Here is a 24,863-nt window from a genome sequence, read left to right as displayed (position 1 = left end):
CGATCGCCGTCGACACATCCAAAATAATTTAGCTAAACTCTCCGATAAAACCGCGCGTGCCGGATGGGAATGATTGATGAATCCGCCGCATCATTTCATCGACGAGGTGAGGACAACCTCTGTGTTCGCACTACCTGTTCGTTGCGCCAGCCTAAAATTCGCTTTTCGGTCAATCTTGGGTTGACGCGCTGAGTTGGCTGGACGACTTTGTTCGAAGGCAGAAATTAAACAGGGAAGAGGTGCTGACTAATCGCCGCTGGGATCAACGACGCGGCGTCTAAACAGAAAGGGCTTGGAAATGCAATCGGCAGTGGTGACTTTCGTTCGTCAAACTGGCTGCGCACCGAAGACCTTCTACGGCATAACCGGCGCGGTCATCCTGAGTTTGGCCAGCTTAACCGTGATGTTTTCGTCGGCGTCGGCGTTTGTTTCCCAAGCGAGCTCTCTTCAACAGCAACTCAAGCAAGATCGTCCGATCACCGAGGTCGTCGTGCGGCGCGGAGGTGCGGCGCGCCGAACCACCGTTGTCGGTCCGCGCGGTGGCGCGGCGAGCCGTACCGTGGTGCGCCGGGGCGCCGTTGTCCGTCCGGGTGTCGCACGCGCGGGTGTCGTGCGTCCAGGCCGCTGGGTACGTCCGGCGCGTTACACCTGGAGGCCGGGCGGTGCGATCGCCGCCGGTGCCGCGATTGGCTTCGTCACGGCCGCGACCGCGGCGGCGTGGGCGGGCGCGCCACCCGTTGCCGGTTACTGCTGGTACTACACCGACGCGAGCCGCACGCAAGGATTTTGGGACGCCTGTCCGCAGTAGTGCATGTCTGGAGTTGGCGTCATGACGGTGCTGCGGACCGATATCAAGCGGGGCGATCGGCAATCGGAAGATAGCCGGACCACTGGCATGGTCTGGATTCCCGGCGGTACGTTCCGCATGGGCTCCGACAAGCATTATCCGGAAGAGGCGCCGGTCCATCAAGTGACGGTCGATGGCTTCTGGTTGGATCGGACGCCGGTCACGAACCGTCAGTTCAAGCAGTTCGTCAAGGCGACCGGCCATGTCACGACGGCGGAAATTCCTCCCGACCCCCGCAACTATCCCGGTGCATTGCCGCACATGCTCTATGCAGGCTCTCTCGTGTTCGTGCCGCCACGAGCGACCCGCGATCTGCATGACTGGAGCCAATGGTGGCAATTCATGAAGGAGGCCGACTGGCGCCATCCTTATGGTCCCAAGAGCAGCATCAATACATCAGACAATCATCCGGTGGTGCACGTCTCCTTTTCCGATGCGCTGGCCTATGCGCGGTGGGCGGGAAAGGAGCTTCCAACCGAAGCTGAATGGGAATTTGCTGCGCGCGGCGGACTCGACGGCGCGGAATTCGCGTGGGGTGATGAATTCACACCCGGCGGCGTGCATGTGGCCAACACCTGGCAAGGCGAATTTCCGCTGCAGAATCTCAACCAGGATGGATATGAGCGCACGTCACCCGTAAGCGCCTTCCCTGCCAACGGCTACGGCCTCCACGACATGATCGGCAATGTCTGGGAGTGGACGACAGACTGGTACGCGCAGAAGCATGAGGCCGATGCGCCGAAGGCGTGCTGCATTCCCGAGAACCCGCGCGGCGGGCGCGAGGAGGGCAGTTACGATCCCTGTCAGCCGAACATCAAAATTCCACGCAAGGTGATCAAGGGCGGCTCGCATTTGTGCGCGCCGAACTACTGCCGCCGCTATCGCCCGGCGGCGCGACATGCGGAGGCCATCGATACGTCGACCAGTCACCTCGGATTCCGATGCGTGAGGAGGACACCGGCCGCGGAATAATTGTCAGTCCTCATAGTGAAGAAGGAGCGTCAAATGCCCGGCGACACTAAAGACAAAGGACAAGTCAAAGAAAGCGCAAAGCAACTCGACAATGGCATCATGAGCCGCCGCAACATTCTGCTGGCGGGAACGACTCTCGCAGCCGCGACCGCGATCAACGCCGTCGATCGCACCCAGGTCGCACAGGCCCAGCAAACGCCGCAGACAACAACCCCATCGGGACGCAAACCCAACATCCTCGTTATCTGGGGCGATGACATCGGGGTTGCGAATATCAGCGCCTACTCCAATGGCCTGATGGGTTACGAAACTCCGAATATCGACCGCATCGGCCGCGAGGGCATCAAGTTTCTTCATTATTACGGCGAGCAGTCGTGCACCGCCGGCCGCGCGGCATTCCTCACTGGCCAGCATGGCATTCGTTCCGGCCTCACTAAGGTCGGCTTCCCCGGCGCGCCGATGGGCATGAGCCAGTTGGATCCCTCGATCGGTGGTCTGCTCAAGAACCTCGGCTACGCCACAGGACAGTTCGGCAAGAACCACGTCGGTGATCGCAATGAATCGCTGCCGACCGTGAATGGCTTCGACGAATTCTTTGGCAACCTCTACCATCTCAACGCCGAGGAGGAGCCGGAACTGCCGGACTATCCAAAGGATCCCGCCTATCTCGCCAAGTTTGGCCCGCGCGGTGTCCTGAAGTGCAAGGCGACCGACCGCGATGACCCCACCGTCGATCCGCGCTTCGGCAAGATCGGCAAGCAGACCATCGAGGACACCGGCGCGCTCACCAAGAAGCGCATGGAGACGGTCGACGACGAAACTTCGGCCGCCGCCGTCGATTTCATGCAGCGGCAAAGAGCCGCCAACAAACCGTTCTTCGTCTGGTTCAACTCGACCCGCATGCACCTGCGCACTCATGTCCGCGCTGAGCATCGTGGTCGCTACACGCATGGCGACAGCGAATATGTCGACGGCATGATGGAGCATGACGATACCGTGGGCCTCTTGCTTAAAGCCCTGGATGATATGGGCGTCACGAACGACACCATCGTCGTCTACTCCAGCGACAATGGCCCTCACATGAACTCGTGGCCTGACGGCGCCATGACCTGGTTCCGCAGCGAGAAGAACACCAACTGGGAAGGCGCCTTCCGCGTGCCGTGCCTGGTCCGTTGGCCTGGCGTCATCAAGCCCGGCACGGTCACCAACGAAATCATGAGCCACAACGACTGGATTCCAACGCTTTGCGCGGCCGCCGGCGAACCCGATATCATCAACAAGCTCAAGGCCGGCTACACGGCCAACGGCATCAACTACAAGGTACATCTGGACGGGTTCGACCAGACCGGATTTTTGCGTAACGTGAGCGGCACCGCAGGGAATAACAACGGGACGAAGAGCGCCCGCGACAAGTTCTTCTATTCCGATGATGACGGCTTGCTGGTGGGCCTGCGCAAGGGTGACTGCAAGTACGTCTACGCGGAGCAGCGGCTGCCCGGCACGTTGGGAGTGTGGGCCGAGCCCTTCACCAAGCTTCGCCTCCAGAAGATCTTCAATCTGCTGCAGGACCCGTTCGAACGGGCTGATATCACGTCCAACACCTTCTGGGACTGGCAGCTTAACCATGTCGGGCAGGTCTACGGCGCGATGGACGATGTCGGCGCGTTCGTGCTGACATTCAGGGACTTCCCGCCGCGTTCATTCCCGCCAAGCTTCGTGCCGGCCACCATCCTTGAAGAGACGTTGGACGACATCAAGGACAACAGGCAGAAGGCAGGCGAAAGGGCCAAGAGCGTCGATCGAATCCGCTCCGGCATAAATCAGATGATCGACCAGCAACTCCAGCAGCGCGGCGTCAAATAGCTGATGTCGCGCACATACCGGTCCGCCTGTGGCGGCCGGGTAGGACTCCGCTTTCGACCTCAAATCTACGAGGGTTGATATGTTCGCGTTGGTTGCGTTCGCCTTGCGGTTCACTTCCGTCGTTATTTTTCTTGCCTTCAGCCTGGTCGCCCTTCCGCACGCCAACGCTCAGACCGATCCCTTGCCGTCCTGGAACGAGGGCGCGGCAAAGAAATCCATCACCGATTTCGTCGCGCGGGTGACGACGCAAGGCGGCACGGACTTCGTGCCGGTGCCCGAACGTATCGCCACATTCGATAATGATGGCACGCTCTGGACCGAACAACCGTTCTATTTCCAGCTCGCGTTTGCATTCGACCGGGTCAAGGCGACGGCGCCGCGGCACCCCGAATGGAAAACGACACAGCCGTTCAAGGCGCTGCTCGACAACGACATGAAGGGGCTTGCGGCGGCCGGCGAGAAGGGGCTGCTGCAGATCGTGGCGGTGACGCATGCCGGGATGACTACGGAGGAGTTCGCCAGGACAGTCCTCGACTGGACGTCGACCGCGCGCCATCCGCGCTTCCACCGTCCTTATACCGAGCTCGTCTACCAGCCGATGCTGGAACTGCTGACTTACCTGCGGGCAAACGGCTTCAAGACCTTTGTCGTATCCGGCGGCGGCGTCGAATTCATGCGGCCCTGGATGGAGAAGGTCTACGGCATTCCGCCCGAACAGGTGGTCGGTTCGTCCGGCGTTGTGAAATTTCAGATCGGCGCCAGCGGCAAGCCCGAGCTGATGAAGCTTCCCAAGATCGAGTTCGTCGATGACGGTTCGGGCAAGCCGGTCGGCATCAACCGCTTCATCGGGCGACGTCCCATTTTCGCATTCGGAAATTCCGACGGCGACCTGCAGATGCTGCAATGGACTGCGGCGGGCGAGGGCGCACGCTTCGCCGGCCTTGTCCACCATACCGATGCGGAGCGCGAATACGCCTACGACCGGTCATCCAAGTTCGGCAAGCTCGACAAGGCCTGGGATGAAGCCGTCAAGCGCGGCTGGCTGGTCGTCGACATGAAGCAGGACTGGAAGACGGTTTTTCCGTTCGAGAAGTAAGGGAGAGACAAGCATGAAGATGCTGCTGATCCTCGCCATCCCGCTCGTCGCCGCAATCTCGCAAGGCTCCTTCGCGCAGACGCCGACACCAGACCAACTCGCGCAGCGCACCCTCGAGCGCCGCGCGGTCGAGGCCGTGAACTGGGGCATGTCGGCAGTCAACTATGACCTGATGCTGCAGGAGATGCTCAAGAAGACGAGCGGCAAGGTCAATCAGGTGATCTATTGGTCGCGTCCGCTCGACTGGCATAACCAGACGCTCACGCCCAATCCGGATGCGATCTACTTCATGGCGTTCTTCAACACCAGGGAAGGGCCGATTGTGGTGGAGGTGCCGCCTGCCGAGGGCGGCTCGCTCAACGCCAATTTTGTCGATGTCTGGCAAATTCCGCTCGAAGACGCGGGCCTTTATGGGATCGACAAGGGCGCGGGCATCAAATTCCTGATCCTGCCCCCGGGTTACAGCGATGCCGTTCCCGCGGGCTATACCGCGCTTCGGCCCGCGACGTTCGGCAGCTATGCGCTGCTGCGCTCGAACCTCGCGAGCCATGGTAGCGCCGATGTCACCAGATCGGTCGCCTATGGCAAGCGGGTCAAGGTCTATCCTCTGTCGCAGGCGGCCAACCGGCCAGCGACAACGTTTACCGATGCCGCGGACGTGGTGTTTGACTCCACGATCCGCTACGATGCGAGCTTCTTTACCTCGCTCGACCGCATCGTTCAGAGCGAGCCGTGGTTGCCGCGCGACCGGGCGATGATCGATCCGCTGCGGTCGATCGGGATCGAGAAGGGCAAGCCTTTCAATCCGGACGCCAAGACCAAGGCCGCGCTCGAAGCCGGGGCGCGCGAGGCGCAAGCCTGGCTCGAAGCCAAATACGACGCCGGACTGCCACCTTTCTATGAGAACAGCAAATGGACGGTGCCGGCTCTGCCTGAACTCCTTGCCGCCGTGCAGAAGGACTTCAACGATCCCGACAAATATCCAGTGGACGCGCGCGGGCTCACCTACTCCTTCGCCTATATCGGCATCAAGCGCCTCGGCGCAGGCCAGTTTTATCTGATCAGCATCAAGGACAAGGACGGCAACGCATTTGACGGCGGCAAGAGCTATCGCCTGACCGTGCCGGCGAACGCGCCGGTCGAGCAGTACTGGTCGGCGACGGTCTATGATCGCGCGACCCACGCTTTGGTCCGCGACCTGCCGCGCGCCAGCCGCTCTTCGCAAATTCCAGAGATGCAGAAGAACGCCGACGATTCGGTGGATGTCTACTTCGGCCCGCAGGCTCCGGCGGGCAAGGATTCGAACTGGGTGCCGACTGATCCGAAGCGCGGCTTCGAGGTCATGTTCCGCGCCTACGCGCCGACCAAGGCGTTCTTCGACAAGTCGTGGAAGCTGTCGGATATCGAGAAGATGAACTAGAGGGAGTAAGACATGAAGGCGAAGCTCGTGATTGGTGTGGCCGTCGCGACGCTTGCGGCAATCAACCCCATTCGGGCGCAGTCTTCCGGCCACTCAGAGGCCGGGGGTGCCGTGCCCGTTACCGTCGACAATTTTGCCCGCGCCGAGTCCGACTTGTATTTTGGGGGGATACTGAAGGACAGCGGCGGGATCGGAAAATTTCTGCATCGGCGCGAGCCGGCGCGGATCGACAATCAAACCGTGATCCGTCTCAACCGCGACACGCTTTACTCTTCAGCGGTGTTCGATCTCGATGCCGGACCGGTCACGATCGCGCTGCCTGACGCGGGCAAGCGCTTCATGTCGATGCAGGTCATCAACGAGGACCACTACGTACCGGAAGTCGTCTACGGCAAGGGCGATTACACCCTGACCAAGGATAACGCCGGCACCCGCTATGTCGCCGTCGCGATCCGGACGTTGGTCGACCCGGCTGATCCGAGGGATATCGAACAGGCCCATGCGCTGCAGGATGCGATCAAAGCCACGCAGAGCAGCGCCGGCAGCTTTGAAGCGCCCAAATGGGATCAGGCAAGCCAGAAGAAGGTCCGCGACGCGCTTATCGTACTGGCGTCAACGATCGCTGACTTCAAGAAAGCGTTCGGCACCAGGGAGCAGGTCGATCCGATCAGGCACCTGATCGGTACCGCGGCGGCCTGGGGTGGCAACCCCGACAAGGACGCGACCTATCTCAACGTCACACCAGCCAACAACGACAGCGGCACGATCTACAAGCTCAGCGTCAGGGATGTGCCGGTCGATGCGTTCTGGTCGGTCAGCGTCTACAACGCCGACGGCTATTACGAGAAGAATGCGTACGACGCCTACACGCTCAACGACCTCACCGCGAAGAAGAACAGCGACGGCTCGATTGCGATCCAGTTCGGTGGCTGCGACGGCAAGATACCCAACTGTCTTCCGATCACCAAGGGCTGGAATTACACCGTGCGGCTCTATCGTCCGCGCCCCGAAATCCTGAACGGCAGCTGGAAATTTCCGGAGCCACAGCCGGCCGGTTAAGGGATCGATCATGTCTGGTCTCGATATCTTCGCCTGGATCGTCCTGCTCATTCTGGCCGCAAGCGCGCTGGCGATGTTCTTCATCGCCGGCTGGCTGCCCGGCCATATCGCCAGGACCCGCGGGCATCCCTATGCGGAAGCGGTGACGGTGGCCGGCTGGGTGACACTGATCTTCGGATTTGCGCTGTGGCCGGTCGCGCTGATCTGGGCCTATGTCGACGTACCAGCGCGCCGCAACGCGGAGAGTGGCCGATGATCGCAGCCATTTTCAACGTCTATCTGGTGCTGCTGTTCGCGATCGTGCGGCTGGGAATCGTGCGCTTCAACCTGTTCTGGAAGGTGTCGCCGCTGATCGTGCTGCTGCTGCTGATGTTCGGGCTATTCATCCCGATGAACTGGGGTGCGCCGCAGGGAACGGCTCTGGTCGTGCGCAATTCGGTCGCCATCGTGCCTAACGTCGCAGGAGAAGTGATCGACGTTCCCGTTGAGGCGAACAAGCAGCTTAAGGCGGGTGACATCTTGTTCCGCATTGACCCCGTGCCTTACCAGGCGCAGGTCGCGGCGATCGAGGCGCAGCTAAAACTATCGGCCACGCGCCTCGCCCAGATGACCCAATTGTACGAGCGCGATTCGGGCCGCGCCTTCGACGTGGAGCAGCGCCAGTCGGAGGTCGATCAGCTCAAAGGCCAGCTCGAAAGCGCGCAATGGAATCTCGACAAGACGACCGTTCGGGCGCCGGCCGATGGTTACGTGACCAACCTTGGGCTGCGCAAGGGTGCGCGAACGGCAAATCTCCCGCTTTCGCCCGTGATGGCCTTCATCGACACGTCAGATACCATCATCGGCGTCGAAATCCCGCAGAACGATGCCCGCTATATCGAGCCCGGCCAACCCGTCGAGGTGACGTTCAAGTTCCGGCCTGGAAAGATCTACAGCGGGAAGGTCGAGAGCATCCTGCAGGCGATCGCAACCGGCCAGGTGCAGACATCGGGAGTGGCCGTGGCGCCCAAGGCCGATATTACGCCGCCGTTCGTGGTTCGCTTCCACCTGGACGACGCCGAGATCGCGAAGGCATTGCCGGCCGGCAGTACCGGCGATGCCGCGATCTACACCGATCACGTCAAGGTGGCGCATGTCATCCGCAAGGTGCTGCTGCGCCAGATTGCGATCTTGAACTACGTCAATCCATTTTGATTGTGGCTGAGATCAAAGAGAGTCGGGGAACAAAGAGCAAATAGACGGAGCATCAAGTATCGCTGCTTATGATCGACATCAATCGCGGGGGTGCAACCGGGTGAACCGAAAATGAAGAACGCAAGCGTTCAGTTCGGATTCAAGACATCCATCATCGCGCTCTTTGTCGCGATCGTTCTCGTGATCGGCCTGACGCTCGTCTATCTGAGTTTTTCGCGGATCACCGAAATCACCAATTCGGCGGCCAGCAAGTTTATCAACAAGGTGGCCGAGGAATCGGCGGACCGGATCGGATCGCAATTGAAGCAGGTCCGTGACAGCGTCGAAGTCTTAAAGGAACTGCCGTCGATTCAGTCGGCTGACATCGAGGACGATCGGCAGCTCAACGAATTGCTTGCCGCCATGCTGAGGGATAACAGGCAGTTGTTCAATCTGTATGTCGGTTACAACGATGGCTCGTTCATCGAAATGGACGCCATCGATAATGCAGGGAACGACGCGCGGGCGAGGCTTGAGGCGCCCGAGCGGGCCTCATTTCGCCTGGTGGTGATCTCGCGGTCCGACCCCGGCCACATAAAATCAAGAAGGCTCTTTCTGTCGGATCAGCTTGAGACGATCAGGGAATTGGCCGGTCCGCTTGATTACGATCCGCGCGAAAGACCCTGGTACAAGGATGCCGACCGCCACGACGGCAGCTGGCTGACCGGGCCTTACGTGTTCTTCGCGACGGGAAAGCTTGGCTACACCGTTCAGTCGACACTGGAGCATGGCAGGAGCGGCGTGGTGGCGGGCGACCTGCTGCTGAACGTGACGGAAGAACTTCTGAAAAGGGAACGGCTGACACCCTCAGGCGTGGCGTTTCTGTTTGACGACGACGACCGCATCCTGGCCCATCCGAACATGTCCGAGTTGCTCGGGCGAGAAGTGTCGGGCCAGGGCATTGACAGTATTCCTCACCTTCGCAAAACAGATATGGCAGGTGTGCTCAAGGCGATCCGAGCCTGGCGCACCAGCGGAATCTCCGAACAGTTCTTCCGCGATCCGGCACGGCGACTGTATGCCGCTGCGTTCCAGACGATACCTCATTCGGGCCCGGCTAATCTGCGTATGGCGATTGTGGCGCCGGTCGATGAGTTTTTCGCCAACATTCTTTCCGAACGCGGGCGGCTATTTGCGCTCACGCTCGGCTTCGTTGCACTGATGGTTCCGATCGTCTTTCTGATCGGCTCGCTGTTGTCTCGATCGTTGCGACGGCTGGCTGAGGAGACCGACAGGATTCAGAGGTTCGAGCCCTCGGCCGCTCCGCCGGTGCGCTCAATCATTCGCGAAATCGATGACCTCGGTCGCTCGGTCTCCACGATGCGCACCGTCACGCAGACGTTCTCGCGTTTCGTGCCGAAGCGGCTGGTCGAACGGCTGATCGAAACCGGGACGCCGCTTCAGCTCGGCGGCACGCGACGGGAAGTCACGCTGCTGTTTTCCGACGTCGTGAACTTCACGGAGATTACCGAAAAGGCCGACCCCACCAAGGTCATGCAGTATACTTCCCGTTACTTCGCGGCCATGTCGCATGAGATCATGAGTCATTCCGGCACCGTCGATAAATTCATCGGCGACGCCATCATGGCGATCTGGAACGCGCCGGCCGATGATCCCGATCATGCCGTCAACGCCTGCGCCGCCGCGCTTGCGTTTCAGCGCGCCAATAATCGCCTCAATGCCGAATTCGAGCGCGAGGGCTGGCCGATCTACCGCACGCGGTGCGGTCTGCATACCGGAGATGCCGTTGTCGGCAATATCGGGTCGGAGGATCGCATGAATTATACCGCGCTCGGCGCGACGGTGAATCTGGCCGCGCGGCTTGAAGGCCTCAACAAGAACTACGGGACGTCGATCCTCGTCAGCTCCGCTCTCAAGAAGCGCGCGGAATCCCGTTTTCACTTCCGCAGTGTCGACCGCATCAGCCCCAAGGGCTTTGCCGAAGCCTTCGAGATCTACGAACTACTTTCGGAATCAGGTGATGGCAGTGCAGATGACACGGAGCTCTGCCGCGAATGGGAGATCGTGTACGCGGCGCTTCGCAACGGGCCGTTGGTCACAGCGGAAGCCGAGCTGGCGGTGTTTCTGTCGAAATATCCGCAGGACAAAGTAGCTCGCTACCATCTGCAGTGTTGTGAGCCCGCGCCCCTCTCTACTCCCAGTTAAGCGCCCCGCTATCGCAAGACGCTGCTTTTTCGGCTATTTTTTGCGGCCGGTCTTTACGGATATTGCGAAGCCGGCGCGGAACGACGAACCGCCTTGCCGAGAAAAAGCCCGCATTCATCCCGCTGGAGGAGCGTGGTAAGGTCGCGATATCGACCCGCGCCGCCTGAGGGAATTCGCGATGAGCTATCTTGTCGGTGCCACCCTGGCCGATCACCCGGCCGGTGTCTGTTTCCGCGATCTTTTGAGTAAACCCGGCATCCTGCAGATGCCGGGAACGCATAACGGCATGGCCGCGCTTCAGGCGCGGGACGCGGGATTTTCCGCGCTGTACCTGTCGGGCGCTGCCATGACGGCGTCAATGGGCCTGCCGGATCTCGGCATTATTACGATGGAGGAAGTCGCTTTCTTCACTCGCCAGGTATCGCGGGCCAGCGGACTGCCGGTGCTGGTCGACGGCGACACCGGCTACGGCGAAGCCCTCAACGTCATGAACATGGTCCGGACGTTCGAAGACGCCGGCGCTGCGGCGGTTCACATCGAGGACCAGCTGCTTCCGAAGAAATGCGGCCATCTCAACGACAAGAAGCTCGCCGACGCGCATGATATGGCGGCCAAGGTCGCCGCCGCCGCGAAAGCGCGCCGGCATCTCTATCTCATCGCAAGGACCGATGCCGCGGCCAGCGAAGGCATGGATGGCGCGGTCGCGCGGGCCCAACTTTATCTTGAGGCCGGCGCCGACGCGATATTCCCGGAAGCGATGATCTCACGTGAGATGTTTGAGGAGTTCGCAAGACGCGTGCCTGATGTGCCGCTGCTCGCCAACATGACCGAATTCGGCAAGACGCCGTTCTTCACGGCATCCGAATTCGAGGCGATGGGGTACCGGATGGTGATCTGGCCGGTGTCATCGCTTCGCGTTGCCAACAAGGCGCAGCAGCAATTGTTCGACGCCATCAAGCGTGACGGCGGCACTCAGAGAATGATCGACCGGATGCAGACCCGCGCTGAACTGTACGCAACAATCGGGCTTCACGATTACGAAGCACTGGACACCTCCATCGTTCAGACCATTATCCCGCAGGGGATGCCGCAGAAATAAGATCAGGAGTCGAAAGGTCATGCGGTCGGGGCGAGCGCCGCGATCGTCGTATCCGCATTAACGGTATTCGCGTGATTGACACACGCGGTTATCGACGCTGTAATCCACTTTGAAAAAAGCGGCTCCAGAGCGGAGAAGTCCGTCTCATGGAATAAAAAATCGGGCAGGGTGGAACGCGATGAACCGCGGCATCGAGTTGTGAGCGGTCGCGCGCGGCCTTCCGCGCTCGCCCCCTTCCGCATCCGGAATTATCGCTTCCAGTGGCCATCCGACCTGCTCACGTCGTGGGCGTTCGAGATGGAGACAATCGTTCTTGGCTGGTACGTGCTGGCCGAGACCGGATCGGTTCTGCTCCTGACATTATTTGCCTCGCTCAACTATACGGGCACGCTGATTGCTCCGCTGTTCGGCGTGATCGGCGACCGCCTCGGCCATCGCGATCTGCTCGGCATAATGCGGGCATCCTATGCCGTGCTTGCCGGCACACTGATGACATTGGCGCTGACCGGCCATTTAACGCCCTCTTATGTTCTGATCATCTCGGCAATCATGGGTCTGGTTCGTCCGTCCGATCTCGGCGTGCGCGGGGCACTTGTCGCCAACATCATGCCACCGGATCAGTTGATCAGCTCGATCAGCGTTTCGCGAACGACCATGGATATCGCGCGCATCGCCGGCGCCTTGAGCGGAGCGGGATTACTCGCCGCTGCCGGCGTGGGGCCGGCCTATATCGTGATCGTCAGCCTTTACGTGGTCAGCACGTGGCTCACCTTTTGTATCGTGATGTCGGCGAAACGCCATCTCGTCGATGAGGCGGCTGGTGGTATGCCGCGGCGCTCGCCGCTTCGCGACCTCAGCGAAGGCGTCGAACACGTCTGGACTTCGCCACGCATGCGCGCGGCGGTCTGGATCGCGTTCCTCACCAACCTGACGGCCTATCCATTTTCCAACGGATTGCTGCCCTATATCGCGCGGGAGATTTACGGCGCCAGCCAGGCAGCGCTCGGATATCTCTCGGCCAGTTTTGCCATCGGCTCGCTGATCGGCTCGGTGATCCTGAGCCTGATCGGCGGGGTGAGGGTGGGACGGCTGATGATCGGCGCGACGGTCATGTGGTACGTCGCATTGCTGATGTTTGCGCAGATTCAGAGCGTTCCGGCTGCCGTCGCTTGCCTGATGCTGGCGGGAGTCTCGCAAAGCATGTCGATGATCACGATCGCGGTCGTCCTGATGCGCACCGCGGGCGAACACTTCCGCGGCCGGGTGATGGGCGTGCGGATGCTGGCCATCTACAGCCTGCCGCTCGGCCTCATGGCGGCCGGCAGCCTGATCGACGAGGTCGGATTTATCGCAACCGCGACGCTCTACGTGGCCGCCGGTCTTGCGCTGTTGATGGCCATTACGCTGCACTGGCGTGCGGATCTATGGCATGTCCATGCGCCGGCGAATGCCAAATAAGGCAAACTTTGCGTTCGAGGCTGCCGTATCACGTCAACATATCGCTCGCCGGGGGCTTGCCGGAAGGGGACTTCTCGATCTCCAGCAGCCGTTCGTTCTGCGATTGCAGCTGTGTTGCGCCAAGCTTCAAAAGGCGAACGAAATCAGCAGCCGCTGGAGACAGCGAACGATCATCGCGATGGGCCACGTCGATCTCGCGCGTGACGGGCGGGTCAACGAGCGGCCGGGCAACGAGCGATTGTTTCGGAATCACGGTCAGTGCGTAGAGAGGAAGCACGGTGACGCCAAAGCCAGCCTCAACCATGGATATGATCGTCGTCATCTGGTCGAGTTCGAATGCCGGCTCCGAGTCCAGCCCCGCTGCCGTATAGCCACGCTCGACCTGCTCGCGGATGCCGTTTCCGCGGCGGAGCGCAATCAACGGCACGCCCGCGAGATCGCTCCAGCGCGGACGCGTGTTTGCGGCGAGCGGGTGGTCTGCCCTGCACACCAATGCGAGCAGATAAGAGACCAGCGGGATTCGCGCGATGCCGTCTTCACTTCGCCGGAAAGTGCCGACGGCGAGATTGATCTCACCCTGTCTCAGTAAATCATAAATGGCTGAAACGGCGCGATCGACAAGCGTCACGGAAACGCCGGGGGATGATTGCGCAAAGGCGCTGATCACCTGCGGCAGCAGCGCTGCGGCGAGAAGCGGCGGAGCGCCGACCCTGATGTGGCCGCGCCGGCGGGCGCCGACATCGCGGGCCCGGCGAACCGCGCCCTCGATATCGCCGGCGAGACGCTGCGCATCCTGCAGAAACTCTGTTGCCGCCTCGGTGAGTTCCACGCGACGCGTCGTGCGATCGAACAGGCGAAATCCAAGCTCGGTCTCCAGATCCTGAATCAGGCCCGATACCATCGGCTGCGCCATCCGCAGCTTCTCTGAGGCGCGGGTAAAGTTGCGGCTCTCCGCCACCGCGATCAGCGCCTCGAGCTGCCGGAACGTAACGCTCACGCGGAATTTTCCCTTCGAAGCCAATTTATAAGAATTCCATATTACTTGATCGATGAAAGCCAAGTTGTCAAATAAATCGGTAAATCCTATGCTTTGGGCAATGTTGTCGCCCCGGTGAGATTTCCCAACAAGCGGCGCACTGGGGGGATTAATGAGCGATTCAGCCGTAAGAGAGCGTGTCGCAGCGCCTGTTTACCTCGAGCAGGTCAATTCCGGCTGGCTTGTCGTTCTGGGCTCCACGCTCGCCCTCATCGTGGGCAACGGTCCCATCATCCTCTTTACCTTCGGCGTTTTGCTGCAGCCGATCAGCGCCGAATTCGGCTGGCAGCGAAGCGTCCTCGCTTCCGCGCTGGTGGCATCGCACACCGCCGGAGCGGTCATGATGCCATTTGTCGGCATCCTGGTGGATCGCTTCGGCGTGGAACGGATCGCGCTTCCGGCCATCGTCATGTTCGCGCTGGCGACCGCTTCCGGCGGATTGCTCGGCGCCAGTCCGGCCGCGTTCGTTCTGCTTTACGCGTTTCTCGGTGTCGTCGGTGCCGGGCATTCGACGCTGACCTATGGGCGCGCGGTCTCGACCTGGTTCGACGCACGGCGCGGTCTAGCGCTTGGCGTGACGCTCGCCGGCATCGGCATCGGCGCGGCGCTGATCCCGAAATACACGCATTATTTCGTCGCCAATTACGGCTGGCGCGAAGCCTATTTTGCTTTGGGCGCGCTGCTCTTCCTGGTCGGTTTCCCTTCCGTGGCGCTGTTCGTCAGGGATCGTCCGCCGCAAAGCGGCAGGGAGCCCGGGCACTTCGAAGGCCTGACGTTGAGAGAGGCCATTCGAGGCTATCGTTTCTGGTTCACCGCTGTCGCGATGATGCTGGTTGCCGCCGCCGTGAACGGCACGATCGCGCATATCGTGCCGATACTTTCGGACCGCGGTATCTCAGCCGATACCGCAACCACCGCTGTTGGAGCGGCGGGGCTGTCTCTCATCGTCGGGCGCATGCTTTCCGGTTTGGCGCTCGACCGCTTCTACGGGCCCGCCGTCGCGGCATTCTTTTTCATCATCCCTCTGATCGGGATGGCGATGCTCGGCTTCGGCGCCGTGGGACCGTTTGCTGTCGTCGCGGCGATCCTGCTTGGCCTCGGCATCGGAGCGGAAGGCGACATCATGGCGTATCTGACCAGCCGCTACTTCGGCATGGCGCATTATGGTGTCATCTACGGCTGCGTTCTCGGCTTCTTCACGCTCGGTTCCGGTCTCGGTCCCTGGGTCATGGCCCATGCGTTCGATGCATTTCGTATTTATTCGGCGGGACTGATTGGACTTGGGATTGCTCTCCTGGTCGCGATCATCCTCGTCCTCACGTTGGGGCCATACCGATATCCGCCAGGCAGTCGCTGACGCGGAGAGGGATCTTTTTTGCACGCAACACCCCGCCGACCGGAGTGAATGAGAGAACGAGATGAACGAGAGAACCATATCGACCAGACCCCTTCGCGCCGCGATCGTGGGAGGCGGCATTGGCGGTCTTTCCGCCGCAAACGCCCTGCATCGAAGGGGGATCGAGGTCACTGTTTTCGAGCAGGCTAACGCGTTGGGCGAGGTTGGCGCCGGCGTTTTCATCTATCCGAACAGTTTGCGGCAATTGGAGCGGATGGGCCTCGGCGAAGCGCTGGCCGCGGTCGGGGCGAAGGTTGGCCGTGGTTCGGAATATTACCGGATGGATGGAACGGTGGTCGGGCCGATCCTCACCGCGGACTCCAGCGGCTGGAACGGCTTGTATGGCATGCATCGGGCCGACTTGTTGAATGCGCTCGCGGCAGCTCTGCCGCAGAGCGCGATACGGACCGGCTACCGCTGTATCGGAATCGAACAAAGTGCCGCGACAGTGCAGTTGAAATTCGCCAATGGCGAGAGCGCGGAGACGGATTTGGTGATCGCGGCCGATGGGATCCACTCGGGCCTGCAGAAATATATCGTCGAACCAAAGCCCCCCGAATATTCGGGCTCGCGTGCCTATCGCGGTCTGATCGCGCGCGATAAACTTCCCAACTGGCGGAATGAGGCGCATCAGGTCTGGATGGGCGACGGCAAGCATTTCATGGTGTTTCCGGTTCGGAGCGGCCAGCTTCTGAATTATGTCGGCTTCGTTCCGACCAAAAACGAGACGATTGAGTCATGGTCGGCGGTCGGAGATCGCGACGAACTGGCGGCATCCTTCGAGGGATGGGACCTGCGCGTCACCGAACTGCTTGGAAAAATCGAGAGTTGCTTTTGGTGGGGGCTATACGATCGCAGGCCGTTGACCACCTGGACCAAAGGACGGCTGACCCTGCTGGGTGACGCGGCCCACGCGATGCTTCCGCATCTCGGCCAGGGCGCCAACCAGGCCATCGAGGACGGCGTCGCTCTGGCGGTCCTGCTCGAGGGGCGCTCTGCGTCCGATGTTCCCGACATCCTGAAGCAATATGAACAATTCCGCCGCGCGCGCACCGATATGATTCAGGCTGAGGCGCGGCAAAACGGGCTCCGTTACGATTCCAAATATGCCAGTCTCGAGCAGCGCGATCGGGAAATAGCGAGCTCGGCCGCATTCCGCAAATCGCTTTACGATTACGATGTCGAAAAGGCAGCCATGACGTACCTAAGCGACAGCCGACACCTGCAAACACCCGCCGCTGCAGCTAGCGCTCCGACCAGCCAGTCGCTCAGATAGCGCGAGACATATCGATCGGGAATGCGGTGATTGCTCGGGTTCGACAGTTGATACAGAGAGGAAAGATCTGATGTCCAATCCCAAAACGGGTCTGGTGGTTTCGGCACACCCCGGGGATTTTGTGTGGCGGGCTGGCGGCGCGATCGCGCTTCACGCCAAGAAAGGCTATCGCGTCAAAATCGTCTGCCTGGCGCTCGGCGAGCGAGGGGAATCCCAGTTTGCCTGGAAACAACCGGGCATGACGCTTGAGAAGGTCAAGGCCGGCCGCAAGGACGAGGCAGAACGAGCCGCCGCGGCGCTCGGTGCCGAAATCGAATTCTTCGATGCTGGCGATTACCCGCTGCGCCTCACCGAGGCGCATATGGATCGGCTGATCGATATCTATCGCGAGCTCAACCCAAGCTTTGTGCTCACGCACTCGCTGGAAGACCCTTATAACGTCGACCATCCGGCGGCGGCAGCCTATGCGCAGGAAGCGCGCATCGTGGCGCAGGCGATGGGCCACAAGCCGCAGGCCGAATACAGCTACAACGCCCCGCCGGTTTTCCTGTTCGAGCCGCATCAGCCGGAGATGTGCAACTTCAAGCCGCAGGTCATCCTCAATATCGACGAGGTCTGGGATATCAAGCGCAAGACGTTCGAGATTCTTGCGGCGCAAAAGCACCTGTGGGCCTATTACGAGCGGGTCGCGCTTCAGCGGGGTATGCAGGGCGGCCGCAATTCCGGCAAGGCCATGACCTACGGCGAGGCCTATCAGCGGCTATTTCCGATGGCGCTGGAGGAATTGGCGTGAACACGGTGGTTGTCCGCAACATCGTCAGGACCGACGCGGGGCGAGTGAGATGACGATGCGACTGCGCACCTTGCTTGGCACCCATCCTTGCACCGCGGCGCTCAAGGATGGGTCGATCAAGTCCGATTCAGTGGCGCTTGATTTTGCGGAGTATTCGCCGGCCCATAAGGGCTTCAAGCCCATGGTGCGCGATGCGGCCTTCGATGTCTCGGAGATGGCGATCGTCACCTATCTGATGGCGAAGAGTTTTGGCAAGCCGATGGTGCTGCTGCCGAGTGTGGTCGTGGCGCGGTTTCAGCATGCCTATGCGCTTTACCGGGCTGAACTCGGTGAGTTGAAGCCACGCGATCTCGAAGGCAAGCGCGTCGGCATCCGCTCCTTCACGACCACGACCGGCGCGTGGCTGCGTGGTATTCTCGCCAACGATTACGGCGTCAATCTCGGTTCGATCGATTGGGTCACGTTCGAAGACGCGCATGTCGCCGAATTCAGGGATACGACCAAGCGCGCGCCGCAGGGCAAAGAGATCATCCAGATGCTGCTCGACGGCGAACTCGACGCGGTGCTCGGCGAGAAAGTCGAGCGCCCGGGCCTGAAGCCGCTGTTTCCGGACGTGGGCTTGGAAGAAAAAGCCTGGTTCGCAAAACACAAGGTACGACCGATCAACCATATGGTTGTGGTCAGCGAAGCGCTATCCGATAAACATCCCGAAGCGGTACGGGAAGTTTTCAGGATGCTGCAGGAGCGCGCGGCCCGTGCGCCGGCCGCGTCGCCGCGGTTCAGCACCGAAGAAATGAGCCGCTCGCTGGCGATGATCAGCCTCTATACCGCGCAGCAGGGGCTCATTCCCCGGGCCTTTTCCGTCGATGAATTGTTTGACGACCTGACGCGGTCGCTGCGCTAGGTCATACGGGAGCTTCGCATGCAGCCAGAACCGATTTTCGATCTCGCCCATCTCGGCCACATGGAATTGCTGACGCCGAAGCCGGACGAGAGCCTGAAATTCTTCGTCGACGTCATGGGCATGACCATCAGCGGCCGCAAGGGCGAGTCGGTGTATTTGCGCGGCTGGGACGATTATGAGCGCTATTCGCTCAAGCTCACCGCCTCGAAAACCTCTGGCATGGAGCACATGGCGCTGCGCGCCCGCAGCCCGCAGGCGCTGGAGCGGCGCGTCGCCGCGCTCAAGGGCTCGGGTTTCGACATCGGCTGGGTCGATGGCGACATGGGGCAGGGGCCGGCGTTTCGCTGCAGGGATCCCGACGGCCATATCGTCGAGCTCTATTACGAGACCGAATGGTACGAGGCGCCGGCCGAACTCAAGCCTGCATTGAAGAACCAGGCGCAGCGCTTTCCCGCCCGCGGCATCAATGTCCGCCGCCTCGATCACCTCAATTGCCTGGCGGTCGACATCAAGGCCAACCGCATCTTCTTTGAGACGTATCTGGGCTGCCGGTTGACCGAGCAGATCGTCCTCAACGACGGCACCGAAGCCGCGATGTGGATGACGATGTCGAACAAGAGCTACGACTTCGCCTATTCACACGATCACTCCAATACGCCCGGCCGATTCCACCACGTGACCTATGCGCTCGATAGCCGCGAAGAGATTTTGCGCGCTGCCGATATCTTCCTGGAGAACGGCATCTACATCGAGACCGGCCCGCACAAGCACGCCATCCAGCAAACGTTCTTCCTCTATGTCTACGAGCCCGGCGGCAACCGCGTCGAAATCGCCAATGCCGGTGCGCGGCTCATTCTGGCGCCGGACTGGAAGCCGATCGTATGGACCGAAGAAGAGCGCAAGAAGGGCCAGGCGTGGGGCCTGAAGACGATCGAGTCGTTTCATACCCACGGGACGCCGCCGGTCACGCGGTGAGGCGCGATGTCGGCTGTTTCTTGATCAGTTAGGACCTCGACAGCCCAATTTTGATGCAGCACGGGGAGACAGGTTTCCCCCCGTGGCCTTCCGTGCCCGCGAAGGCCGGCTTGGTTTGCATCATCGCGCGGTCTATGCGTCACAGCGAGGTGAACGGCTCGGCAGCCAAGATCCTGTGTATCGGCATGTTTGTTGCATTTTGCGGAGCAACAAAGGAGTTGTGTCGATGACATCTGGAATACGCCGTCGTGAATTCATTGCCGGCCTCGGGGTGGGGCTGTTTGCGGCGCCCGCGATCGTGCGGGCCGAGGGCGAGCCGATTGTCATTCGCGCCGGCGCACTGAAGCTGATCCATTCCATCGCTCCCTATTTCTACGATCAGTTCGTGCCGGCGGGTTACAAGATCGAAGTGCTGCCGTTCGAAACGCCGACCGAATGCAAGAATGCCGTCGTGACCAAGTCGGTCGATTTCGGCGCGTTCGGTATCGCGGCCGCGATCCTCGGCGCCGCCGCCGGTGAGCCGGTCGTGGTGATTGCCTCGACCTGCAATCGCGGCATGGCGATCATCGCCAAGAAAGGCGAGGGCATCACCTCGATCAAGGATCTCAGAGGTAAGCGCGTTGCGGTGTTTCCGGGAACCACGCAGGAGGTCTTCTTCCTGGAGCGGTTGCGCATGGAAGGCATGAGCATCAAGGACGTCGAGCCGGTCCGCGTCTCCTTCAGCGAAATGCATATCGCGTTGTCGCGTGGCGACGTCGACGCCTATGTCGGCGCCGAGCCCGGTCCCGGCGTGTCGCTGTCCAGCGGCGTCGGCACGCTGGTTGAATATCCGTATTCGACGGCCATGGGCTCCCTCAACATGGTGTTCGGGACACATCGCGACCTGATCACCGAAAAGCCGGACCTCGTCCGTGTGATGATGGGTATTCACCAGCGCGCAACTGACTTCGCAGCGACCAACAAGGACGCGATGGTCGCGATGGCGTCCAGCAAGCTCGGGCAGAAGAAGGAGGCGATCGAGGCGTCGGTACCCAATGTCGAATTGACGTGGCGGCTTGGGCCGAAGGAGATCGAGGAGTCAAAAGTCTATGCCGACCACATGCTGGCGCTGAAACAGATCAAGCGCGTGCCTGACTTCGCCACCTTCATCGACACCAGTTTCGTCGATGCGATGAAGCCGACCTGATCGTGACCACGCTCGCGTCCCATACCGAGGACGACGCTGCTGCCGCACGCGAACCTTCGGCGGCGGCGGTGTGGTGGCCGCGCCTGCGGCCGGTGTTGCTGGCGATTACATTTCCCGCGGTGCTGCTCGCCTTCTGGCATTTTTCCACCGCGGGGCGGCCGGGAAGTCTCATCCCGCCGCCCTATGATGTCTGGCTGGAGCTGCGGGATCTCGCCTTTGGCGGCATCAATGACGATGCCTATAGCCGGACCCTGCACGTCCATTTGCTGGCTTCGGTCAGCCGCGTCTATGGCGGCTTTGCGCTGGCCTTGATCGTCGCGCTGCCGCTGGGAATGCTGATCGGCCGCGTGCCGCTGGTCCGGCAACTCGTCGATCCCACCATTCAGATTCTTCGCCCTGTCCCGGTTACGGCGTGGCTGCCGCTGGCGATGATCATCTTCGGGCTCGGGCCGCGCTCTGCCGTCTTTCTGGTCTTTCTCGGCGCGTTCTATCCGATCCTGGTGAACACGATATTCGGGGTGCGTTCGGTCGAGCCGCGATTGTTCGAAGCGGCTTCAATGCTTGGCTGCAGCGGCCCGGCACAGTTTTTCCGCGTCGTGCTGCCCGCCGCGTTGCCGTCCATCTTCACCGGCATGCGGCTCGGACTGGGCTTTGCGTGGGTTGTGATCGTTGTCGGGGAAATGACCGGCGTGCAAACCGGCCTCGGCGCCATCATCATGGAAGCACGGCAGCTCTCGCGCACCGAAATCGTGATTTCCGGCATGATCGTCATCGGTATTTTCGGCTTCCTGTCCGACCAACTTGTCATGCTGATCGGGCGCCGGCTTTTGGCCTGGAGCCCGTCGCATGGCTGAAGCCACGATTCCGATTCTGGAAATGAAGAACGTCGGCAAGACCTATTCGCAGAACGGGCGGCCGATCGAGGCGCTGCGCGGCGCCAATCTGCGTGTGAAAAAGGGCGAATTCATCTGCCTGATCGGCGCCTCCGGCTGCGGCAAGTCCACGCTGTTGCGCATGGCTGCCGGTTTTGAGACCGCAACACATGGCGACAATCTGATGTGGGGCGTGCCGATATCAGGACCAGGTCCCAGCCGCGGCATGGTGTTTCAGGACTACGGGCTGTTTCCCTGGCTCAACGTTCGCGACAATATCGGCTTCGGGCCGAAATCGAGGGGGCGCACCAAGGCCGAAATCCGCGAAACATCCGATCATTTCATCAATCTCGTGGGTTTGCAGAACTTCGCCGATGTCTACCCGCACCAGCTTTCCGGGGGGATGAAGCAGCGCGTCGCCATCGCTCGCGTCCTCGCCAACGATGCCGAGATCGTGCTGATGGACGAGCCGTTTGGCGCGCTCGACGCCATGACGCGGGAGCGGTTGCAGGATGAACTGGTCGAGATCTGGTCACGAACCGGCCTCACGGTTCTTTTCGTCACGCACGCGATCGAGGAAGCGATCTTTCTAGCCGACCGGGTTGTGGTCATGTCGCCCGGACCCGGCCGGATCGACACCGAGTACAGTATCGATCTGCCAAGGCCGCGCGATATTGCAAGCGCAGAGTTCAACGAGTGGCGGCGCCTGCTGTCATCGCAATTGCATAGCCATCACGGGCGCAAGGCGGGTTAATCCCGTTATTTGCTGACTTATTCCCTGGCGCTTTTTCCTTCGCTTTCTCGTCGGATTTTCCGGACGTCGCTTCGAACCGAATACCTGCACGCTTCGACCAATGCGCGGCTACCAGGCGCGCCGGGATTCGAATAGGCGTGTCGGGGTCGACGATGGCATTCAAGTTTCGAACCGGGACATTTGCCGCATGTGCTGGGTGATTTCCGGCTCGCGGTGCCGGCCTCCGTCTTCACGAGATATCTTGCCCCGCAGTGGAAAGACCTGTTCATCCCAGGCTGACGCGCGAGCCTATTGATCGACCATCGTCCGAAACGTGATCGAATAGCGCGGAGCCTCGACGGAAGGAATGCTGTGTTCCCATTCTTTTCGGGATGGGCCCGACATCATGTAGATCGAGCGCGGCTCGGCGTTGAGCGTGAAGCGCTGCCACTTTTCGCCAGCCGGCCGCCGAAAGCGAAATTTGCAGGCGGATCCCAGCGACAGGCCGAAGACCCTGTCGTATTGCGGTTTGTCCCGGTGCCAGCCGATGCCGACGCCGGTGTCGTATTCGGTGCAGAGAATTTGCCGGATGCGGGTTGCCGGACCGCCGAACGCCTCGACCTCTGTGATAGTTGGGTTGAGCCATTCCGGGATCGGGTTAGCTTCCTGCATACGGCGCAGCGAATAATCGTAGCGAAATCCGAACGAGGCTACCCGGCGTTTGCCTTCGTATTGGCCGAACTGGAACGGCTGTAGCGGCAGCGCCGCGATGCGCGCGATCAGCTCCCGTTCAACCTCGGGAGAAACGAAGTCGGCAGCGTAGCGCAGGCCCTCCGGAGAAGCGGGCTTGTTGGCAAAAAGGGCAAGCTGCTCAGACAAGCCGGCCTTCCTTTGGCGAATGGTTGATCACCAAAAGATAGGATGCTGCGGCGGCAAATGAAGAGCCGCTTCCGGGGAACCCGGGAGCAGGGGGCTGGCCCAAAGCGGAAAACTGAATCGAACGAGCTCAGTTTATCTTTGGCTGGCCGCGGCGGCGAATAACGTTCCGTGCCGATCTCAATTCCTCGGCCCATATCGCCGCAGCGCCTCGAGGGTAAGACCCTTGCCGACCGCACCAAAAGTGTCACCTTCGACGATCCGCGCCGATGGCACAGCCTTCGTAATCGCCTTGCGGACATGGGCGAGCCTCACCGAACCGCCGGTCAGGAACACGGCGTCGATGTCTTCAGCGGACAATCGCGCCTGCGCCAGGCAGATCTTGATGCGGGCGGCGATGCGATCGGCCAGTTGCCTCGTGTGGCTCACAAGATCGGGGCGACCGATGGCGGCGCTGAGGCCCGGCGCGACCCATTCCAGCGGAATATCCGCCCGACGCTGGTCGGACAGCGCGATCTTGGCTTCCTCGACCTCCATCGCCAGCGTATGGCCGCGCTGTTCGTCGACCACACGCACCAGCCGGTCGAGCAGGGCGGGCTCAGCGGCCTCGTGCCGAACCCGGCGGATATCCGCGATGACGCCCGGCTCATACATGCGGTTGATGTTCGACCAGGTCGCCAGGTCGTGGAAATAGCTCGATGGCACATCGAGGCCAGGGCGCTTCATGGCGCTGCCAAAACCAAACAGTGGCATGACGACACCGAGACTGAGTTGCCGATCAAAATCGGTGCCGCCGATGCGCACGCCGTCATTGGCGAGAATATCCGCAGAGCGATCACCCTTGCCGTGATGCTGGGGGCCAAGACGCACGATCGAAAAATCCGACGTGCCACCACCGATATCGGCGATCAATGCGACTTCCTCGCTTGAGATCTCGCGCTCATAGTCCAGCGCGGCGGCAATCGGCTCGAACTGAAATGTGACGTCATCGAAGCCGATCTCGCGCGCAATCTCCCGCAGGGTTTGCTCCGCCTTGCGGTCGGCGTCGGGCGCGTTGTCGACGAAGTGCACCGGCCGGCCGTGGACCACGTCACGCAGCTCGCGACCGCTGGCCTGTTCGGCACGCCGTTTGACCGCGCCCAGGTAATAGGCGATCACATCGCGAAAGCTGGTCCGTTCGCGTCCGAGCCGGGTGGTCTCGTCGATGAGCGACGTACCGAGCACTGATTTGAGGCTGCGCATGAGGCGGCCGGGTGCGCCGTCGACATAGGCTTCGATCGCTTTGCGGCCGATCAGGACGGCGCCGTCCACCTCGTAGAAGATCGCGCTCGGGATCGTCGTCTGGCCGGTCTCCAGCGCCGTCAAGACCGGCGCATGGCCTTCGATGGTGCCGAGCGTCGTGTTGGATGTTCCGAAATCTAGTCCGCAGATTGACATGAGCGCTCCAGAAGGAACGCCCGTCTACACATTAAAGCGCCATCGATCCACCTTTATCTTGTCGTGCAAATGCATGCGAGCCATCCCGCCCAAACCGGATCAGGCAGCAACTGAATGACCTCCATCCACAGAACAATTTGTTTGATGTGGTGGGTTGAGAGTTCGA

General features: G+C 61.0%; 22 protein-coding genes. 19 read left to right on the top strand and 3 right to left on the bottom strand.

The window, feature by feature from the left end:
• Positions 1–298 precede the first annotated feature (298 nt).
• From BLV09_RS37150 to BLV09_RS09590, 11 genes are all read left to right on the top strand, one after another.
• Positions 299–808 carry a hypothetical protein gene (locus BLV09_RS37150; protein ID WP_433994388.1) on the top strand — a complete coding sequence of 170 codons (510 nt, stop codon included), beginning with the start codon at positions 299–301 and terminating at the stop codon, positions 806–808.
• Between the two features lie 21 nt (positions 809–829).
• Entirely contained in the window at positions 830–1,819 is a 990-nt protein-coding gene (locus tag BLV09_RS09635; protein WP_146687123.1) for a formylglycine-generating enzyme family protein, read from the top strand.
• 99 nt (positions 1,820–1,918) lie between these two features.
• Positions 1,919–3,682, top strand: a complete 1,764-nt coding sequence (locus tag BLV09_RS09630) for an arylsulfatase (RefSeq protein ID WP_146691040.1) — start codon at positions 1,919–1,921, stop codon at positions 3,680–3,682.
• Positions 3,683–3,761: 79 nt separating this feature from the next.
• Positions 3,762–4,778 carry an HAD family hydrolase gene (locus BLV09_RS09625; protein ID WP_146687122.1) on the top strand — a complete coding sequence of 339 codons (1,017 nt, stop codon included), beginning with the start codon at positions 3,762–3,764 and terminating at the stop codon, positions 4,776–4,778.
• 13 nt (positions 4,779–4,791) lie between these two features.
• A complete protein-coding gene (locus tag BLV09_RS09620; RefSeq protein ID WP_146687121.1) occupies positions 4,792–6,198 on the top strand; it encodes a DUF1254 domain-containing protein in 1,407 nt (468 codons plus the stop codon).
• A 12-nt stretch (positions 6,199–6,210) separates the two neighbouring features.
• Positions 6,211–7,257 (top strand): DUF1254 domain-containing protein, encoded by a 1,047-nt coding sequence (locus tag BLV09_RS09615; RefSeq protein WP_146687120.1) that lies wholly within the window; start codon positions 6,211–6,213, stop codon positions 7,255–7,257.
• A gap of 10 nt (positions 7,258–7,267) precedes the next feature.
• Positions 7,268–7,513: a DUF3302 domain-containing protein gene (locus BLV09_RS09610; RefSeq protein WP_100381237.1), complete on the top strand. Its 246-nt coding sequence runs from the start codon at positions 7,268–7,270 to the stop codon at positions 7,511–7,513.
• Complete coding sequence (locus BLV09_RS09605; RefSeq protein ID WP_146687119.1) at positions 7,510–8,451, top strand: HlyD family secretion protein; 942 nt, start codon at positions 7,510–7,512, stop codon at positions 8,449–8,451. Before BLV09_RS09610 ends, BLV09_RS09605 begins: the two co-directional genes overlap by 4 nt.
• Before the next feature lie 111 nt (positions 8,452–8,562).
• Positions 8,563–10,656 carry an adenylate/guanylate cyclase domain-containing protein gene (locus BLV09_RS09600; RefSeq protein ID WP_146687118.1) on the top strand — a complete coding sequence of 698 codons (2,094 nt, stop codon included), beginning with the start codon at positions 8,563–8,565 and terminating at the stop codon, positions 10,654–10,656.
• A 178-nt stretch (positions 10,657–10,834) separates the two neighbouring features.
• On the top strand, positions 10,835–11,755 hold the full coding sequence (gene prpB, locus BLV09_RS09595; RefSeq protein WP_146687117.1) for a methylisocitrate lyase: 921 nt from the start codon (positions 10,835–10,837) through the stop codon (positions 11,753–11,755).
• Positions 11,756–11,953: 198 nt separating this feature from the next.
• Entirely contained in the window at positions 11,954–13,213 is a 1,260-nt protein-coding gene (locus BLV09_RS09590) for an MFS transporter (protein WP_146687116.1), read from the top strand.
• A gap of 28 nt (positions 13,214–13,241) precedes the next feature.
• Here BLV09_RS09590 and BLV09_RS09585 read toward each other — a convergent pair whose 3' ends face one another.
• A complete protein-coding gene (locus tag BLV09_RS09585) occupies positions 13,242–14,210 on the bottom strand; it encodes a LysR family transcriptional regulator (protein WP_146687115.1) in 969 nt (322 codons plus the stop codon).
• Positions 14,211–14,361: 151 nt separating this feature from the next.
• On the opposite strand from BLV09_RS09585, the gene BLV09_RS09580 reads away from it, so the two are divergent.
• The 8 genes from BLV09_RS09580 (at position 14,362) to BLV09_RS09545 (ending at position 22,405) form a co-directional block, all read left to right on the top strand.
• Positions 14,362–15,606, top strand: coding sequence for an MFS transporter (locus BLV09_RS09580; RefSeq protein ID WP_146687114.1), 1,245 nt, complete (start codon positions 14,362–14,364; stop codon positions 15,604–15,606).
• A 61-nt stretch (positions 15,607–15,667) separates the two neighbouring features.
• The gene (locus tag BLV09_RS09575; protein WP_146687113.1) at positions 15,668–16,921 is read left to right on the top strand and encodes an FAD-dependent monooxygenase; all 1,254 of its coding nucleotides are present in this window, start codon (positions 15,668–15,670) and stop codon (positions 16,919–16,921) included.
• Between the two features lie 70 nt (positions 16,922–16,991).
• Entirely contained in the window at positions 16,992–17,714 is a 723-nt protein-coding gene (locus tag BLV09_RS09570; RefSeq protein WP_146687112.1) for a PIG-L deacetylase family protein, read from the top strand.
• A 55-nt stretch (positions 17,715–17,769) separates the two neighbouring features.
• A complete protein-coding gene (locus tag BLV09_RS09565) occupies positions 17,770–18,618 on the top strand; it encodes a hypothetical protein (protein WP_244549018.1) in 849 nt (282 codons plus the stop codon).
• Positions 18,619–18,636: 18 nt separating this feature from the next.
• Positions 18,637–19,593 (top strand): catechol 2,3-dioxygenase, encoded by a 957-nt coding sequence (locus BLV09_RS09560; protein WP_146687110.1) that lies wholly within the window; start codon positions 18,637–18,639, stop codon positions 19,591–19,593.
• Positions 19,594–19,819: 226 nt separating this feature from the next.
• Positions 19,820–20,779: an ABC transporter substrate-binding protein gene (locus tag BLV09_RS09555; RefSeq protein ID WP_100381248.1), complete on the top strand. Its 960-nt coding sequence runs from the start codon at positions 19,820–19,822 to the stop codon at positions 20,777–20,779.
• Between the two features lie 68 nt (positions 20,780–20,847).
• Entirely contained in the window at positions 20,848–21,633 is a 786-nt protein-coding gene (locus BLV09_RS09550; RefSeq protein WP_244549153.1) for an ABC transporter permease, read from the top strand.
• Positions 21,626–22,405, top strand: coding sequence for an ABC transporter ATP-binding protein (locus BLV09_RS09545; RefSeq protein ID WP_146687108.1), 780 nt, complete (start codon positions 21,626–21,628; stop codon positions 22,403–22,405). The genes BLV09_RS09550 and BLV09_RS09545 overlap by 8 nt, the downstream gene beginning before the upstream one ends.
• 288 nt (positions 22,406–22,693) lie before the next feature.
• Here the strand turns inward: BLV09_RS09545 and BLV09_RS09540 are convergent, their stop codons facing one another.
• The gene (locus tag BLV09_RS09540; protein WP_146687107.1) at positions 22,694–23,263 is read right to left on the bottom strand and encodes an alpha-ketoglutarate-dependent dioxygenase AlkB; all 570 of its coding nucleotides are present in this window, start codon (positions 23,261–23,263) and stop codon (positions 22,694–22,696) included.
• A gap of 177 nt (positions 23,264–23,440) precedes the next feature.
• Complete coding sequence (locus tag BLV09_RS09535; RefSeq protein ID WP_146687106.1) at positions 23,441–24,697, bottom strand: Hsp70 family protein; 1,257 nt, start codon at positions 24,695–24,697, stop codon at positions 23,441–23,443.
• Positions 24,698–24,863: the final 166 nt, after the last annotated feature.

This window comes from Bradyrhizobium canariense (genome assembly GCF_900105125.1).
GTDB classification, from domain to species: domain Bacteria; phylum Pseudomonadota; class Alphaproteobacteria; order Rhizobiales; family Xanthobacteraceae; genus Bradyrhizobium; species Bradyrhizobium canariense_A.
This window is presented reverse-complemented; position numbering and strand designations above follow the sequence as displayed.